Here is a 15588-nt window from a genome sequence, read left to right as displayed (position 1 = left end):
GCGCAGAGCCATGCCATCAGTACCGCCCTGGGTTGCAGCTAAACGAATCTGATCGGCAGCAGCTTCCGTCACTTTAAACATTCTTGACCTCTCTCTTTACATCGACGCACATAACCGACAAAGCGCCTGACCCAGTGACTTCCCGCCACATCGCGCAGGTGAGTATAGCTGGCAAGCAGGTTTTTGTGTATCAAACCATCGCTCTTTCCATTAATCCCGTAGCCGCGCCTTACATCATAGGCAAACAGATAATCCTGGCGCAGATTTTCGAGACGTGAATAGTGAAACTCGTGTGCTGCCACAGCTGCCGCTTGTTCATCAATGGCCCAAGGGTGTTGTCCGGTCTCTTCAACAGAGACGTAACCCCTGCCCTGTGGACGTTCATGCATTACAACGTCCGCATCTATCACACCCACCATTCTACATTGTTTGTCCTGCCACTTCAGTGATCTGCACAGATACATCAGGCCACCGCACTCGGCATAGGCAGGCTTGCCACTCTCTATAAAGTCACTGATAGCTGCACGCATCGATTTGTTGGCCTCGAGCCCCTGCATCGCAGACTCGGGAAAACCACCGCCGATAAAGAGTGCATCCACATCTGGCAGGCTCTTATCGTTAATAGTATCATAATACTCGATGCTGGCACCGGCGGCAAGAAACGCCTGCAGATCCTCTGCGTAGTAAAAACCGAATGCAGCATCCCTGGCAACGCCAATCGTCACAACATCGCCCCCTGCTTCGGCAACCACTTCAGCGGACTGCTCCTGCTGAGCCGGATTGACTACCGAGGAGGCTATATCGATAATTTTATCCAGATCTGTATGCGCTTCGATGACTTCGCGAATCGACTCAATCTTCTGCTGCGCTGCCTGGTGCTCATTACTCGGCATCAGGCCCAGGTGACGCTCATCAATCGAGAGCCGCTGATCTCTTGGTACTGCACCTACAATAGGGATATCCGTGTAGGTTTCGACAGCAGCTCTTAGCTTGCCCTCGTGACGCGCTCCGCCTACCTGGTTAAGTATCACACCTGCAATCGAGAGCTCCTGATCAAAACCGACATAGCCCTGTAGCAAGGGGGCGATACCACGGGTCATACCACGCGTATCAATAACGAGAATAACCGGTGCCTCAACCAGCTTTGCGACGGCTGCATTGCTGTCGCTGCCATCCAGCGAGAGTCCATCATACAATCCCTTGTTACCTTCGATAACACCAATATCGGCGCCATGCATGCGCTGCTGGAAACGCTTGTAGACAGCATCGCGAGGTTCAACATGGAGATCAAGACTGCTGCAAGGAGAGCCGGCTGCGGCAGTTAGCCACAATGGATCGATATAGTCAGGGCCCTTCTTGAAGGGCTGTACGTTCAGACCGCGTGCAGCAAGTGCAGCGCAGAGACCAATACTGAGGGTGGTTTTGCCAGAGGACTTGTGCGCCGCAGAGAGATAAAAGTGCGCCATAGTGGCCTTGATATGTTGTGACTACCCGGGATGATATCTATTTCATCCCGGGCTTGCCACCATGCCGTCAGGAGGCAGAATGAGGATCCGCAACCTCGTCTGCCATTGACATCGGCAGAATTTTCAGCATACGTACGCCGCCGCCAATCCCGAGCAACGCTTCCGCTAGCGAGGGTGAATAGGTGCTAGCCAGGCCGTTGATACCATCATAGAAGCCGGAAGCAATCACTGTTTTACCCGGGAACATAGCCATCGGGAAGGCTTGTCCGCCAATGATAATGACATAGATAGTTGCAATGCCACCGATGATGACCATGATAGCAGCCGCATAAATCCATGAGCGGGACTTACCCAGTGAAGGATGAAACACGATCGCCAGTGGAAGAAGTCCACCGATGAGAATCTCACCAATCCAGAACAGTGCGGTATAAATACCACCATCACGCAGGATGAATGCCTCAAAAGCGTGATTCTCGGTTCCGTAGAGATTTGTCATGTGATACATGAGCGTCAGCAGCAGGCTCGCAGCAACAAACACGCCAAGCAGGTTCTTGAGGCGGAACATCACTGAATCGCCTAATGGACGGTCGCTGAGACGGAAGAAATCAGACAGTACCAGCATGTAGATTGCGAGACCGAAACCGAAAGACATGATGATGAACCATGGTGCAAGAATCGCAGCATCGTAACCCTGGCGTGCGACCAGGAAGCCGAAAATAGAGCCTGTACCAGTGGTGAGTATCAGTCGCCAGACAAATGCCGCAACGCCGGCAGCCTTGTAAAAGCGATTCATCTTGCGGTCAAGAATCGTCCACAGGTAGAAAGCGACAATTGCGATAAAACCATTATAGAGAAGGATGTTCCACGCAAAGATCGATTTGAAGTTGTAAGTGGTCATGGCAACCATGAGGCGCTCAGGGCGGCCAAGATCGAGAACCAGGATCAACAGCCCTCCAATCAATAGCGCTACCGCAAGCAGCGCCGAAAGTGGTGCCAATGGTTTATACGCCTTCTTGTTGAACACCGATGCAATCGATGCAACGTTGAGTGCACCAGAGGCTGCCACGATCAGAAATACCGCAAATACGTGCGGAGTTCCCCACACGATCTGGTTACTCATGCCTGTTACCCAGTGGCCGCTGTGCTCCATGTGCAGCACGGCAAAACCGGCTACCGCAGAGATGACCGCAAGTACAGCCAGAATCATCCAGTAAGTCTGGCTGGCAATGTCCCACTCTTTGTAGAAAATCTTTTTCATGGCTTAAATTCCGCTGTAGCGTACGCCGGTATTCAGTCTCAGGTCCGCACGGATCTGAACACTTGGATACTCGGCCAGTGCCTTGGAAACTTCACTGTTCGGATCATTCAGATCGCCGAAGATAATTGCATTCTCCGGGCAGGCATCCTGACATGCTGTTGATGTCTCACCATCATCAAGACGGTGAACGCAGAAATTGCATGACTCCACACAACCCTTGCCGCGAGGAGCGAGCTCAGGCTTGATGTCAACATTCTCATGAATGAATGAACGTGCTTTGTATGGACAAGCCATCATGCAGTAACGGCAGCCGATGCAGGTATGGCGGTCAACCATGACAATACCATCAGCACGACGGAATGATGCACCCGTCGGGCAAACATCGGCACATGGCGGGTTTTCACAATGCTGACACATTAGAGGAAGGTTGCTGATACGCCCGCTGAGGTTATCCTTGAGGGTCACATTGCGCATCCATTTTGGACGCTGCTGATCCCATTTTTCCGGATCGGCACCTTCAGGCATGCTGTATGCCTCAAGACCGTTCTCCTCGTTACACGCCTGCACGCAGGAATCACACCCGCTTGCACACTTGAAGGTATCAACCAACATGCCCCAACGGACACTGCTGTCTACAGCCTTGTCACGTGGCGCGGCTTCGGCCGTATGCATGACAATGCCAGGAGCAAGCGTTACGGCTGATGCTGCAACGCCGGTTTTAAGAAAATCACGACGCTTGTGGTCGGTCTGATCAGTGGTTTTCACTTTGTCTTCCCTCTCCACGCTTATTCAGTTGGAACAGTTGAGTGACACTGGAAACAATCCAGAGAGACACTGGTATAGACATGACAACTCGCACAGAACTGGCTGCCACCCGGGCCGCTCATGGCTGTCACCGGTACATATTCACCGGATTCTTGCTTGTTGGCATGACAGGTAACACAACCCTTGAGGCTGCCGTCAAGGGTACGAACACCCTGGCGGACTGTTACGTCTCTGTCATGCTGAATCAGTTCCATGTGGTTGCGTCGCATAAAGTCAGTATCGCGAACGCACATTTCTGCATTCTGCGCCATCTGTGATGCCTTGGAGTTACCCTCGGCACGCCAGTTCTTGCCCGCATACGCTGTGCTGATCATCAACATGGAGACCAGTACAGCGAGAAACACTGCAAACTTTACACTTTTCTGTTCGATGCTTTTTGACATCATATGCTCCGGTGTTGTCACCGACAATTATTCACCCATACCCATTTTGATGTAGCCGGTTGGGCAAACATCTGCACAGATATGACAGCCGATGCAACGAGAGTAATCAGTTGCGACGTAACGACCTGTTGTTGCCTCTGTCTTCTTGACACGATAGACCGCATCCTGCGGGCAGTAGATAACACAGTTGTCACACTCGAAACACATACCACAACTCATGCAACGCTTGGCTTCGTCTTGTGCGCGCTCTTCTTCGAGACAAATCAGACGCTCGTGGAAATGGCCCAGTACCTCGTCAGAAGATGGAACCTCTTCTTTACGGTGATTACGCTCATGATATTCAAAGTGACCAAGGAACAGTTCATCATTCTTGATAATCTCTGCGTATGAGCGGTCTTCATAGTTGTGAATCGCCCAGTTACCGAGGAAGGTTCCACGCATGTCACCTTCGCCAGTCGTATTAGGATCGAAATCATCCGGACTCAGACCAGCTTCCTCGAGCTTCTCTTCGAGGTCGAAGTGGTGCACGTCAACCTTTGGACGACGCATATTCACACTGCCATCATCGAGATAGTCGTCAATTGAGGCAGCTGCAATAGATGCTTGGCCAATCGCAGTAGTCAGCAGGTGCGGACGAACGATATCGCCTGCAACAAAATGACCCGCCTTGTCTGGAACCTGGTAGTGCTTGTCGGCATCCATGAGGTTGCGCTCGTTGGCGAAATCCTCGAGACCTGACATGTCACCACCCTGGCCGATTGCAGAGACGATAATGTCAGCCTCGATTACCTGCTCGGTGCCTTCAATAGGACTCGGACGGCCATCTTCCAGCGTACACTTGGCAATTTTAAGACCTGTTGCACGGCCAACAGCGTCTCTAACAATCTCAACCGGCATCACTTCGTCAAGGATGGTGACACCTTCGTGCAGTGCATCCTTAACCTCGTGCTCTGCAGCAGTCATGTTGTCGATTGGGAAGAGTGAAGTAAGGGTAACGTCAGACGGAACTGTTGTAATCGAACCATGCGCTGCAGCGTCATCAAGGACAATCGCTTCTGGCAGCTCGTCAGTACCTTCAACGTGGCCAAGACGACGTGCGACCGAGACAACGTCGATAGAGGTATCACCACCACCGACACAAACAACCTTCTTGCCTGTTGCTTTCATGCGGCCTTCGTTGAATGCCTTGAGGTAATCAACACCTGTCACGCAATTAGGAGTCTCATCCCAGTTGCCTACAAAAAGGCCACGTCCAGTCCAGCAACCGATTGCCCACAGGATGGCATCATGGCTCTTCTCAATCTCTTCAACAGAGACATCCTTTCCGACACGGGTGTTGAGCTTGACTTCAACGTCACCCATATCAATGATTCGCTGTACTTCACTACCCAGCTTGTCACGCGGAATACGATAGTTCGGAATACCGAAACGCATCATACCGCCGAGATCGGAGAGTGATTCAAAAATGGTAACTGCATGGCCTTTACGACGCAGCTGGTAAGCTGCCGCCATACCAGCAGGACCACCACCAATAATTGCGACTTTTTTGCCGGTAGAAGCACCTGCCTCGAATTTATAGCCGTTTGCCAGTGCTGTATCGCCGATATACATTTCAACCGAGTTGATTCCGACAAAATCCTCGACATCGTTACGGTTACAGCCATCCTGACAAGGTGCAGGACAAACACGGCCCATCATAGACGGGAAAGGATTCGCATCAGTTGAACGGCGGAATGCATACTCCTGCCACTCTACGCCTTCAGAAGGCTTCTCCTGTTCGCGAACAATTGCCAGCCAGCCACGGATGTCTTCACCCGACGGGCAGCTACCCTGGCAGGGTGGCGTCTTGTTTACATAAGTCGGACACTTGTGAGAGTTATCTTCATTGAAGATTTTATCTGTCCAGCTGCCCCACTGGTCATCGCCTTCTTCAAAACGACGGTAGGATAGCTTGGTGTTCATTTCATCACTGGAAGTCGCCATGGATTTTTCTCCTTCCCACTAATTCGAAAATTAATATCTATTAACTAGTCTCTGAAGCTGACCCGACTCAGGCCGCTTCTTCATCTGTATCTTCATCGTCTTCATCTACCTGACCGGAAAGGATCAGTGCATCCGAGACGAGCTGATGGACACTGACAATCTGGTCCATCTCCATACCGTAGTACGGCAATATCTTTGTAAACTGGCTTTTGCAGATCGCACAAATCGCGGCCATGTGAGTCACACCGGACTCTTCGATGACATTGTTCAACGCTGTCATACGTGGCATACCGCCCTTGATACGAATCTCCATCAGGTCATCTGTAAGCAGGCCACCGCCACCACCGCAGCAGAAGGTCTTCTCATAGATAGTGTCCGGATCCATATCAACATAGTTGTTACAAACCGACTTGATCACATTACGCGGAATGGTGAACTGGCCACCAGGCTCGTCACCCATACGGGTTGCACGTGCAACGTTGCATGAGTCATGGAAAGTCAGCGTCTTGTCATCATTACGTGATGGATCCAGATTCAGGGTACCTTTCTGGATTTCGTTCCAGGTGAACTCAAGAATGTGCTGTGGCACCGGGTAATCCGGGTCAAGAAAATCGAACGGACCCGCAAGCGTATTCAGGAACGAGTAAGCAACACGCCATGCGTGTCCACACTCACCGAATACTATGCGTTTAACACCCAGCTCAAGCGCGGCCTCGCGAATACGCAGCGAAATTTTGCGCATATTCTCGTAGGAGCCGATAAACATACCGAAGTTGGCAGCCTCAGAAGCAGTTGTACTCAGAGTCCAGCTAACGCCAGCCTCGTGAAATACCTTGCCGTAACCAATCAGGCCATCAACATGGGGCTCAGCAAAAAAGTCTGCCGATGGTGTCACCAGCAGGATATCCGCGCCCTTCACATCAAGCGGATAGAGTACCTTTACGCCAGTTTCGTCTTCGACATCCTCTTCCAGTCCCTCGAGGGTATCCAGAAGTGCCGGGCCAGGCAGTCCAAGGTTGTTACCAATCTTGTAAACCTTGCCGATAATTTCGTTTGAGTATTTCTGACCGATACCAACGCGTGCCAGAATTTCTCGTGCTGCCATGGTGATCTCGGCAGTATCAATACCGTATGGACAGAAAACAGAACAGCGGCGGCACTGTGAACACTGGTGATAGTAGCTGAACCACTCATCCAGGTCTTCGCGCTCGAGCTCTTTCGCACCGACAAATTCAGGCATACCCAGCTTGCCAAAAAACTTGCCAGCAAATGTAAAGTAGCGGCGGTAAACACGGCGCATCAGGTCCTGACGCGCAACAGGCATGTTCAGCGGATCCTTGGTACTAAGGTAGTAATGACACTTGTCTGTACAAGAACCACATTTGACACAAGAGTCCATGAAGACCTGCAGTCCACGGTACTTGCCAAGCATGTCACCCATTGCATCAAGGGCTTTCTCTTTCCAGTCGTCCTCAACTTCACCAACATAGCCCAGTTGTTCCTGGAACTCGGGCTTGGCAACATATGGCGCACTGTGCGCCATGGTGCCAGACTCTAATTCTGGAACTTCGACATATTCATGTAATTCTGGAATTTCGTAATCTGCTTTTGCCATGAGTGTTCCTCAGCCGGCTCTTCTCTTCTGCAAAATCAATTCTGTTCGAGCTTCTTCGCCCAATCAGAGACGTGGCGTTGCTCGCGTGGATTATCTACCTGGTTGCGTGACGGACTGAAAAATACGCCCGGTGCATGGAGCAGTTTGCTCACTGGAAAAATAATCATCAGCGATGCAACCAACAGCAGGTGAACCCAAACCAGGATATCTCCAGGCAGCTCTCCAATACCGTCAAACGGCCACATCAAAGTGTGAAAAAAGTGTGTCACCATGGTGATATCGGTATGCGATACAAACGTCATCATTGCACCACTGACACCGATAAGAATCAGCAGAAACAGCATGGCGAAATCTGATGGCGACGAAATATAACGTACGCGGTCGACAGCAAAGCGGCGAATCAACAAACCAACCAGACCGATAATCATCGCAAAGGCTGCATACTTGAGAGGGCCAACAATTTCGGCAGGCATCAATGAATTGAAGTAGCGACTGTGGCGTGCGAGTACGGCAAAAAGGCCCATGTGGAACATCCAGCCAAAAATCCATGTCCACTTGGTCGACTTGAAAAGGCTTTCAAAAAAGACCACTTCGCGGAACATACGCATGACAACACCTGTCTGCGTTGTCGGAGCCGGAGTCGTTGGAATCTTGAGCGGTGCGGGTGCTTTCGCATACATGATCACGCGACGCGCAACACCAATCACCATAATCGCAAGTGCTATGTAGAACAGAATGGCGTAGGCCACAGACATGTTCCCAATCCTCTAAATGTTAACAACAGCTTGAAAATGTGCAGGTCGAGCCACACGCTTCTATTTTCCTGATGAAGATCGACCTGCAAATTTTCCCTGCCGGGATGGATACTCCCCTCGCAAGCAAGGAGAGTATCCCCGAATTTACCTGAAACTAATCAGACGCAACCGGTTGGCTTTGGAAGGCCGGCATAACGACATGCCTGCTTACCAGGACCGTATGGGAACAGACCGTACAGGTACTTGCTGTTACCCTTGTCCTTACCCAGCTTCTTGGAAACAGCTTTGGTCAGAACGCGTACTGCTGGTGCGATCTGGTACTCTTCGTAGTACTCACGCAGGAAGTTGATAATGTCCCAATGCTCGCTAGTCAGTTCGAGCTCGTCTTCCTTAGCCATAACTTCAGCAACACCTGGCTCCCACTCGTTAATGTTAGCGAGGTAGCCCTCTTCGTCAGTTTCGAATGTCTTACCGTTCACTTCGATAGGCATTTGTGTATCTCCTCAATAAGAAATAAATTGCAGGTTACAGCCAGGACTGAACCTTGTCGTTTGATTCAACCAGATCGACAAAGCCCGCATAATCGACGACAGTAACGCCATCAACCAGCTTCTCTTCCGAGATGCCGCGTGCAGCCAGGTCCGGACCCAATACGGAAACTTTCATTCCGCTGATTTTGGATGCAGCTTTACCGCCACTCATGGCAGCATAGACCCCATCTTCGATTAACAGCATGGTATCGCCATCGAGCATATAGTCGACTGCAGTATCCAGGCTATCGCGCTCGTAAGGGGATTTATTCACCAGATGTAAAATTGACATTTGCTTCTCCCCTAGAAGTTAAACATGACTTCTTGCTCAGCAAATACCTGAGCAAGTTCAGCACAGCTAACCAGACGAATGGAATCCTTCTCGGCCCAATCATCATCCTCGTCTTCCCAGACGAGGTGCTGAAGATCATCAAGTGTCAGGCCACGCTCTTCCAGCGACTCTTTTTCAACATAAATCTTGGTGACTTCATAGTCGCCAAGTGCTGCATAAGTCGGTGAAAAGTTTTTCATACCAATACCGGCAGTATCCTGGCCTTTGACCAGTTGATAGACACCGTCATCGATGAACGCAAGACTGACGTCCTGTTCAAATGCCGCACCAATCAGAACAACTTCAAGCGACTCCCATGCGTAGATGGTGCCGTAAGGCGCTCTGCGGTTGACATACATGAATTTTTTAATATTAGACATATCTATCTCCGCATCAGTCGCCGAAAACGACCAGGCGGTCGCTCTGAATACCGCCTTCGACCAACTGGCCAAGGCCAGAGATACGAAAGCCGGGCGCAATATTTGTCGCGTCCTTTTTATTACGTTCTGCCTCACCATCGTCGACGATACCGCGACGCTGGGCAGCTGCTACACAGATAACAAGATCGAGATCATGTTCTGCTGCCAGCTCACTCCAGCGCTTCACGACATTGCGGTCGTCCTGTGGCGGCGTAGTCAGACGTGTGCCGTTATTAACACCATCGTGGTAGAAGAAGACACGAAAGATTTCGTGACCCTTCTCCAGAGCCGCTTTGGTGAAGAAATAGGCAGAATCAGACGCCTGGTGCTGATAGGGCCCTTCATTGACCTGAATGGTTAAATTCATCTTGTCACTCCGGTTCAGAAGCGGATGTGCGCTGATGCGTTCAGGCTCTTACGAGCACCACGCCAGTTATCGATGTGGTACTTGGTAAAGGGCAGCTCAACCAGTTCAAAGAAACGTGGCCATCCAATACGTTCGATCCACTCGCCAACACGCTCCCAATCACGCGCGCCTGCCTTGTATTCAGCCAGGATGCGCTTGACGATAGCAGTTGCTTCAGGCCAGCGCGGCGGGTTGTTAGGGATACCAGCTGCAACAAGCTTCTGGAAAGTCGGCTTGCCACGTGCGTTTGAGTGGTTGCCACCAACCCAGATTGCCAGCTTGGTGTGCTCCGCATCGTTGATCTGCATTGGAGGACAAGGAGGGAAACATGCACCACAACAGATACACTTCTTCTCGTCGACTTCCAGTGAAGGCTTGCCGTTAACCATTGCCGGACGAATCGCAGCAACCGGGCAACGTGCAACAACAGTTGGACGCTCACACACGTTAGCAACCAGATCATGATTGATTTTTGGTGGCTTGGTGTGCTGTACGTTGATCGCGATATCACCCTGGCCACCACAGTTGATCTGGCAGCAAGAAGTCGTGATATGAACGCGGTTAGGCATTTCTGAAACTTTAAACTCATCGATGAGTTCGTCCATCATGGACTTCACGACGCCTGAAGCATCAGTACCAGGAATGTCACAGTGCAACCAGCCCTGTGTATGCGACAGGGTTGTTACTGAGTTCTTGGTACCACCAACGATGAAGCCAGCCTCTTCCAGTTGCTCAATCAGCGGCGCAACACGAGACTCTTCAGTTACGAAGAACTCAGGGTTTGAACGGATTGTGAAACGGATAAAACCGTCAGAATAGTCATCAGCAATCTGGCACAGGGTGCGCAGAGTGAAGAGATCCAGGATACGCTGGGTACCAGCCTTGATGGTCCAAAGCTTGTCGCCATTTTTGGCAACGTGCAACAGGACGCCAGGACGTGGGTCTTCATGATAAGCCCACAGGCCAAAGTTACGGCGCATCATAGGATGCATGTACTGGAATGGATCAGGGCACCCGGTTTCGATCGGGTCACGCATGTCTGCCATTTCTACCTCCAGAAATTTCGAAAAATTCAGTATTGCACCCGGCTGCAATCAGCCGGGAACAGAGTATCAATATGTCGAGCGAATCTTCTTTTATTAAGAAGCTTCAGCCTGACGGTCAAACCACTTGACGGCTTCCTCATCCCAGTCATCCATACGGATGTAGGAAGATTCGCGCGGGTTGTTCACCATGTTCGGATCAACTTCAACGCCGACGCCTTCAAGGAAGTTCACCAGGCCGATACGCTCGATCATCTCACCGCAACGCTCGTGCTCAAGTGCGTTCTCAGCCCAGAAATCAATGATCTCTTCAGCCAGTTCAACAATCTCTTCCCAATCTTCTTCGGTATCGAGCTTCTTGAAAGGAACAACAACGGTACCCATGAGGTCACCGATCTTGAGAGTACGCTTACCACCAATGAGGATGGTGACACCACGGTCGTCGCCGGGGTGCAGCGCTTTAGGCACAACGTTCAGGCAGTGCATACAACGGACGCAGTCCTTGTTGTTCACTTCGAGGCTGTCATCGTCATTCAGAGACAGTGCGTTGGTTGGGCAGCGAGTGATGATGTTATCGATCACGTGCTGGCGTCCCTTACGTCCAACGTAGGCCTTGAACTCGTCCTGGTTGACGTTCATATCATCACGCCAGGTACCGATAACTGCGAAGTCGGCACGCTCAACAGCGTTCTGACAGTCGTTTCCGCAACCGGAGACCTTGAACTTGAACTTGTATGGAAGAGCAGGACGGTGAACATCGTCGGTGAAGTTGTTCACCAGCAGGCGATGTGCTTTCTGCTCGTTGGTGCAGGACATTTCGCAACGCGCCGCGCCAACACATGACATAGCGGTACGGACACAAGGACCGGCGCCGCCAAGATCCCAACCGTAGTCGTTGATCTCGTCAAAGAAGTGTTGGGTCTGTGCAGTATCAGTACCGATGAACATGATGTTACCGGTCTGACCGTGGAAAGTGACCAGGCCTGAACCATACTTCTCCCAGCTGTCTGCCATCTGCCTGAGCATTGCAGTGCTGTAATGGTTACCTGCAGGTGGCTGAACACGCAGGGTATGGAATTCTTTCGATTCCGGGAATGCATGACCAACTTCTGAGAAACGTGGGATGATTCCGCCACCGTACTGGAATACAGATACTGTTCCGCCCTTCCAGTAGCCTTTGCGGGTTTCATAAGAGTGCTCAAGCTGACCGAGAAGATCATTGGTCATCTTGTTGATACGCTCTTCCGGATGCTCGTCACGTAGACGCTTGATACCGGAAATAAAGCTTGGCCAAGGACCGCTTTCCAGCTGGTCCAGCATCGGAGTATGGTGCTTATTAATTGCCATTTCGCTTGTTCTCCTGACTGAGACGCTTTAGTTCTAAATACATAAAAAATTCTGTCGACCCACTTCATGATGAAGAGGATCAAAAAATTCTGGTTCTTAACGAGAAGGGAGAAAAGTACATCACCTTCCCGTCCCATTAACAGACGCTAATATAGTCCAGTAACCCTGTACAGAGAATGTGTTTGGCAGGTATCCTAGCGGCTACTCTATAAGCAGTCAATAAAATTGTAATAAACCAATGAATGTGGCAATGCAACAAAACTCACCCTTTCTGACGGCCAATCAAGACGCCTATGAAAGCTGGAAAAAATGGAAGCTCGAACAACAGCCGGCAGCAGAAACTCTTGCCGAGCCAGTGGTCGTGCATGACCCTGCAGCGCTGACGCAGTCAGAGCTCGATGCCATACGCGAACGCGTCAGGGCAACTAACTGGGTACTGTTTCGCCTTGAAGAGCGTGACACTCTTGACCAAGACACAATCAAGCAGTTTGCATCACAGTTGGGATTAAAGCGCCTCGACGCCAATCTCAAGTCCGAACAGAGCGGTGTCAGTGCAATTTGTGTGAAAAAGCAGGAAGGCACCCCATATATTCCCTATACCAGCAGGCAAATCAGCTGGCATACAGACGGCTATTACAATGACAGTGATGAACAGATATACGGCATGTTGCTGTACTGCGTGAAGCAGGCGGCCGAGGGTGGCAGCAACGACCTGATGGATCATGAACTGCTCTACATGATGCTGCGTGACGAGGATCCGACAATGATCGATGCCCTCATGCACCCGCAGGCAATGACCATACCGGCAAATATCGAAAATGGTGTCGAGATTCGCCCTGACCACACCGGGCCTGTTTTTTCGATTGGTGCCGATGGCAACCTGCATATGCGCTACTCGGCTCGCACACGCAATATCAGCTGGCGTGACGATGCGGATACACAGCGTGCGGCAGCGCGTATCGTCGAGTTGATGAACGGAGCTGAATACCCGGTTATCCATCACCATATGCAGCCCGGGGAAGGCGTGATCTGCAACAATGTTCTGCATCGCCGCGATGCATTCAGGGATGGCGATGCACCGGAACAACAGCGGCTATTATACCGCGCAAGATTCAGTGACCGTATTGCAGAAACCGGTTACCAAAACAGATAAAGATTATGCTACTACTCAGTGAAATTATGATTGCCAACCAGCAGTTCAAAACCTTTGAGGAGCTTGAGGCTGCCGTGAGTGAAATTGCAAACAGTGGTGAACGCTTTTTCCGTATCGACGTCAAACCCCAGTACTTCGACACCCCGAATGACTGGGAAGAGCGTCTCGAAGCTGCTTTCAGCACACTTGGCAGGTAAATTGACATGACGGATATATTTGACCCGAACAAACTGCAGGACACAGCTGCGGACTCGCTGCGCAAAACGCTGGGACAAGATGCCCAACTGGAAGGCGAACTGCACGAACTCCAACAGCAACTCGCCAAACTACCGGAGAGCGCCGATGCGCTCGAGCGTGCAAAACTTTTGCTCGAAATGGCGCGTGCACACCAGATTCTCGAGCGCGGAGCCGAGGCCTGGCCGCTGGGACGTACCGCATTCGATATCTACGCAGAAGCACAAGCATGGGAAGAGGCAGCAGATGCTTGCGACATTCTCTACCAGTGTGACCAGCCCGATTCGCTCGTTGCACTCGGCAATGGTGCCTGGCTGGGCGTGACATTCCCGATGGACCCCGAGATCAGCGTACACCTGCTGAGCCACATCGTTGACGACACACCGGACGATGCCGACGGTGCTGCAGTTGCTGCAGCGACAGCCCTGTTCCTTGCCGATGTACGCGCCGAGGAAGGCACTGAGAAAGAGCGCCTCACCTTCTTCTCCAATCAGATGCTGGGGCAGGTCGCACGGCGCCACTCGCAGGTAGGCAACGAGGAGCAGTTTGCCTTCTGGATCGAGAAGCTCGAACTCAACGACCCTGACAAATTCCTGGTACGCCTGCGCAATGTCATCGATGTCCTGGCACAGGATGACTGGTGGATCGACCGTGACGCGATCCAGGCCTCACTGCCACACTAGGTAACAGAGATGTTCTGGGAAGAAGACGAAAAAATTCACGAGAAGGTACCGGATAGCATCCTCGATCTCCTGTTCGAGATTCGTGGACGCGAAATTCCGGTCGACCACGCCTGGGCACTCTCTACAGCGATCACCTCGATTGTGCCCGAGATACTCGAGGATGGACGCTTCGGGGTACACACGATTCATGTTGCCGGCTCGCAAAACGGCTGGGAGAGACCCGACTTCAACACTGAGAACCGCCTCATCATCTCGCGCAGAACCAGGCTCACCCTGCGCGTACCGCGTGAACATGCAAGCGCGACTGAAGAGAAACTCAGCGGCGCGCAGCTCAACCTGGGCGGCTGTGAAATCACACTCGGCAAGGCAAAAGAACGTCCGCTGAGCAAGCAGGGAACAATCTTCTCACGCTACGTGCAGAGCCACGCAGATGAGAGTGAAATGGATTTTCTGCAGCGCATCGCCGATGAATTGAAACAGCACGATATCCGTATCAAGAAGGCGATGTGCGGCAAGAACGTCAGCGTCTATACACCGGACGGTCCGATCGAGAGCCGCAGCCTGATGCTGGCAGAGCTGTTGACCGAGGAAACCCTCAAGCTGCAGGAAGTCGGACTCGGCTCCGGCAGGCACATGGGATTTGGCATCTTTATTCCGCACAAGGGAATAGAGGCTGTCACAAAAATGGATGATGAAAAGTAATAAATGCACAACATCTATCCCAAAGAGGCTAGTTGCCAGCTAATAAGGACTTTTCGTAAAATCAGCACACAATTTACAAGACTATTTTGACAAGAACAGGAGTAGAAGCATGGCACTTGATACAGACGCTAACGGAAATCTGACAGATCCAAACGCATGGAGCGAAGACGTTGCACGTGAACTTGCAGCAGCTGATGACACCATGGCCGAGCTGACCCAGGAACATATCGATGTACTCAACAACCTGCGTGACGAGTACTTCAATAACAACCAGAGCCAGCCGATGGAGCGCATGATCGTCAAGGGCATGAGCAAGGTCTGGGGTAAGAAAATCGGCAGCAAGGACCTCTACGTCCTGTTCCCGGGCGCACCCAGCAAGCAGGGCAACCGTCTTGCGGGTCTGCCTTACATTGCACGTAAGGGTGGTTATTGATCTGCCCAGGCAGAGCAATCTG

General features: G+C 51.4%; 18 protein-coding genes. 5 read left to right on the top strand and 13 right to left on the bottom strand.

Annotation, left to right across the window (positions count from 1 at the left end; translation table 11 throughout):
• Nucleotides 1-68 precede the first annotated feature (68 nt).
• The 13 genes from BOW51_RS00660 to dsrA all read right to left on the bottom strand — a co-directional run bounded on the left by BOW51_RS00660 (nt 69) and on the right by dsrA (nt 12361).
• On the bottom strand, nt 69-1466 hold the full coding sequence (locus BOW51_RS00660; RefSeq protein WP_078475945.1) for a cobyrinic acid a,c-diamide synthase CobB: 1398 nt from the start codon (nt 1464-1466) through the stop codon (nt 69-71).
• Between the two features lie 67 nt (nt 1467-1533).
• Nucleotides 1534-2724 (bottom strand): NrfD/PsrC family molybdoenzyme membrane anchor subunit, encoded by a 1191-nt coding sequence (gene nrfD, locus BOW51_RS00655; protein WP_078475944.1) that lies wholly within the window; start codon nt 2722-2724, stop codon nt 1534-1536.
• A 3-nt stretch (nt 2725-2727) separates the two neighbouring features.
• Nucleotides 2728-3489, bottom strand: coding sequence for a sulfate reduction electron transfer complex DsrMKJOP subunit DsrO (gene dsrO / locus BOW51_RS00650; RefSeq protein ID WP_245828282.1), 762 nt, complete (start codon nt 3487-3489; stop codon nt 2728-2730).
• Nucleotides 3490-3509: 20 nt separating this feature from the next.
• The gene (locus BOW51_RS00645) at nt 3510-3932 is read right to left on the bottom strand and encodes a hypothetical protein (RefSeq protein ID WP_078475943.1); all 423 of its coding nucleotides are present in this window, start codon (nt 3930-3932) and stop codon (nt 3510-3512) included.
• Between the two features lie 27 nt (nt 3933-3959).
• Nucleotides 3960-5915, bottom strand: a complete 1956-nt coding sequence (locus BOW51_RS00640; RefSeq protein WP_078475942.1) for an NAD(P)-binding protein — start codon at nt 5913-5915, stop codon at nt 3960-3962.
• A gap of 67 nt (nt 5916-5982) precedes the next feature.
• Nucleotides 5983-7530 carry a sulfate reduction electron transfer complex DsrMKJOP subunit DsrK gene (gene dsrK / locus BOW51_RS00635; RefSeq protein WP_078475941.1) on the bottom strand — a complete coding sequence of 516 codons (1548 nt, stop codon included), beginning with the start codon at nt 7528-7530 and terminating at the stop codon, nt 5983-5985.
• 35 nt (nt 7531-7565) lie between these two features.
• Nucleotides 7566-8285 carry a respiratory nitrate reductase subunit gamma gene (locus BOW51_RS00630; RefSeq protein ID WP_078475940.1) on the bottom strand — a complete coding sequence of 240 codons (720 nt, stop codon included), beginning with the start codon at nt 8283-8285 and terminating at the stop codon, nt 7566-7568.
• A gap of 158 nt (nt 8286-8443) precedes the next feature.
• Nucleotides 8444-8776, bottom strand: a complete 333-nt coding sequence (locus BOW51_RS00625; protein ID WP_078475939.1) for a TusE/DsrC/DsvC family sulfur relay protein — start codon at nt 8774-8776, stop codon at nt 8444-8446.
• Nucleotides 8777-8810: 34 nt separating this feature from the next.
• Nucleotides 8811-9107 carry a sulfurtransferase complex subunit TusB gene (gene tusB / locus BOW51_RS00620; RefSeq protein ID WP_078475938.1) on the bottom strand — a complete coding sequence of 99 codons (297 nt, stop codon included), beginning with the start codon at nt 9105-9107 and terminating at the stop codon, nt 8811-8813.
• An 11-nt stretch (nt 9108-9118) separates the two neighbouring features.
• Nucleotides 9119-9526, bottom strand: a complete 408-nt coding sequence (gene tusC / locus BOW51_RS00615) for a sulfurtransferase complex subunit TusC (protein WP_078475937.1) — start codon at nt 9524-9526, stop codon at nt 9119-9121.
• Between the two features lie 13 nt (nt 9527-9539).
• Complete coding sequence (tusD, locus tag BOW51_RS00610) at nt 9540-9932, bottom strand: sulfurtransferase complex subunit TusD (protein WP_078475936.1); 393 nt, start codon at nt 9930-9932, stop codon at nt 9540-9542.
• Between the two features lie 14 nt (nt 9933-9946).
• Nucleotides 9947-11017, bottom strand: a complete 1071-nt coding sequence (gene dsrB, locus BOW51_RS00605) for a dissimilatory-type sulfite reductase subunit beta (protein ID WP_078475949.1) — start codon at nt 11015-11017, stop codon at nt 9947-9949.
• 93 nt (nt 11018-11110) lie between these two features.
• Entirely contained in the window at nt 11111-12361 is a 1251-nt protein-coding gene (dsrA, locus tag BOW51_RS00600) for a dissimilatory-type sulfite reductase subunit alpha (protein ID WP_078475935.1), read from the bottom strand.
• 250 nt (nt 12362-12611) lie between these two features.
• Between dsrA and BOW51_RS00595 the strand changes: the two genes are divergently transcribed.
• From BOW51_RS00595 to BOW51_RS00575, 5 genes are all read left to right on the top strand, one after another.
• Entirely contained in the window at nt 12612-13514 is a 903-nt protein-coding gene (locus tag BOW51_RS00595; protein ID WP_167367193.1) for a TauD/TfdA family dioxygenase, read from the top strand.
• 5 nt (nt 13515-13519) lie between these two features.
• The gene (locus BOW51_RS00590) at nt 13520-13711 is read left to right on the top strand and encodes a hypothetical protein (RefSeq protein ID WP_043115949.1); all 192 of its coding nucleotides are present in this window, start codon (nt 13520-13522) and stop codon (nt 13709-13711) included.
• A 6-nt stretch (nt 13712-13717) separates the two neighbouring features.
• Complete coding sequence (locus BOW51_RS00585) at nt 13718-14431, top strand: hypothetical protein (protein WP_078475933.1); 714 nt, start codon at nt 13718-13720, stop codon at nt 14429-14431.
• A 9-nt stretch (nt 14432-14440) separates the two neighbouring features.
• Nucleotides 14441-15133: a type I-MYXAN CRISPR-associated protein Cas6/Cmx6 gene (gene cas6 / locus BOW51_RS00580; protein WP_078475932.1), complete on the top strand. Its 693-nt coding sequence runs from the start codon at nt 14441-14443 to the stop codon at nt 15131-15133.
• A gap of 109 nt (nt 15134-15242) precedes the next feature.
• On the top strand, nt 15243-15566 hold the full coding sequence (locus tag BOW51_RS00575) for a TusE/DsrC/DsvC family sulfur relay protein (protein ID WP_078475931.1): 324 nt from the start codon (nt 15243-15245) through the stop codon (nt 15564-15566).
• Nucleotides 15567-15588 lie beyond the last annotated feature (22 nt).

Source organism: Solemya elarraichensis gill symbiont (genome assembly GCF_002021095.1).
Classification (GTDB): domain Bacteria; phylum Pseudomonadota; class Gammaproteobacteria; order Chromatiales; family Chromatiaceae.
Note: the sequence above shows the minus strand (reverse complement) of the source record. Positions and strands in the feature narration are given on the sequence as shown.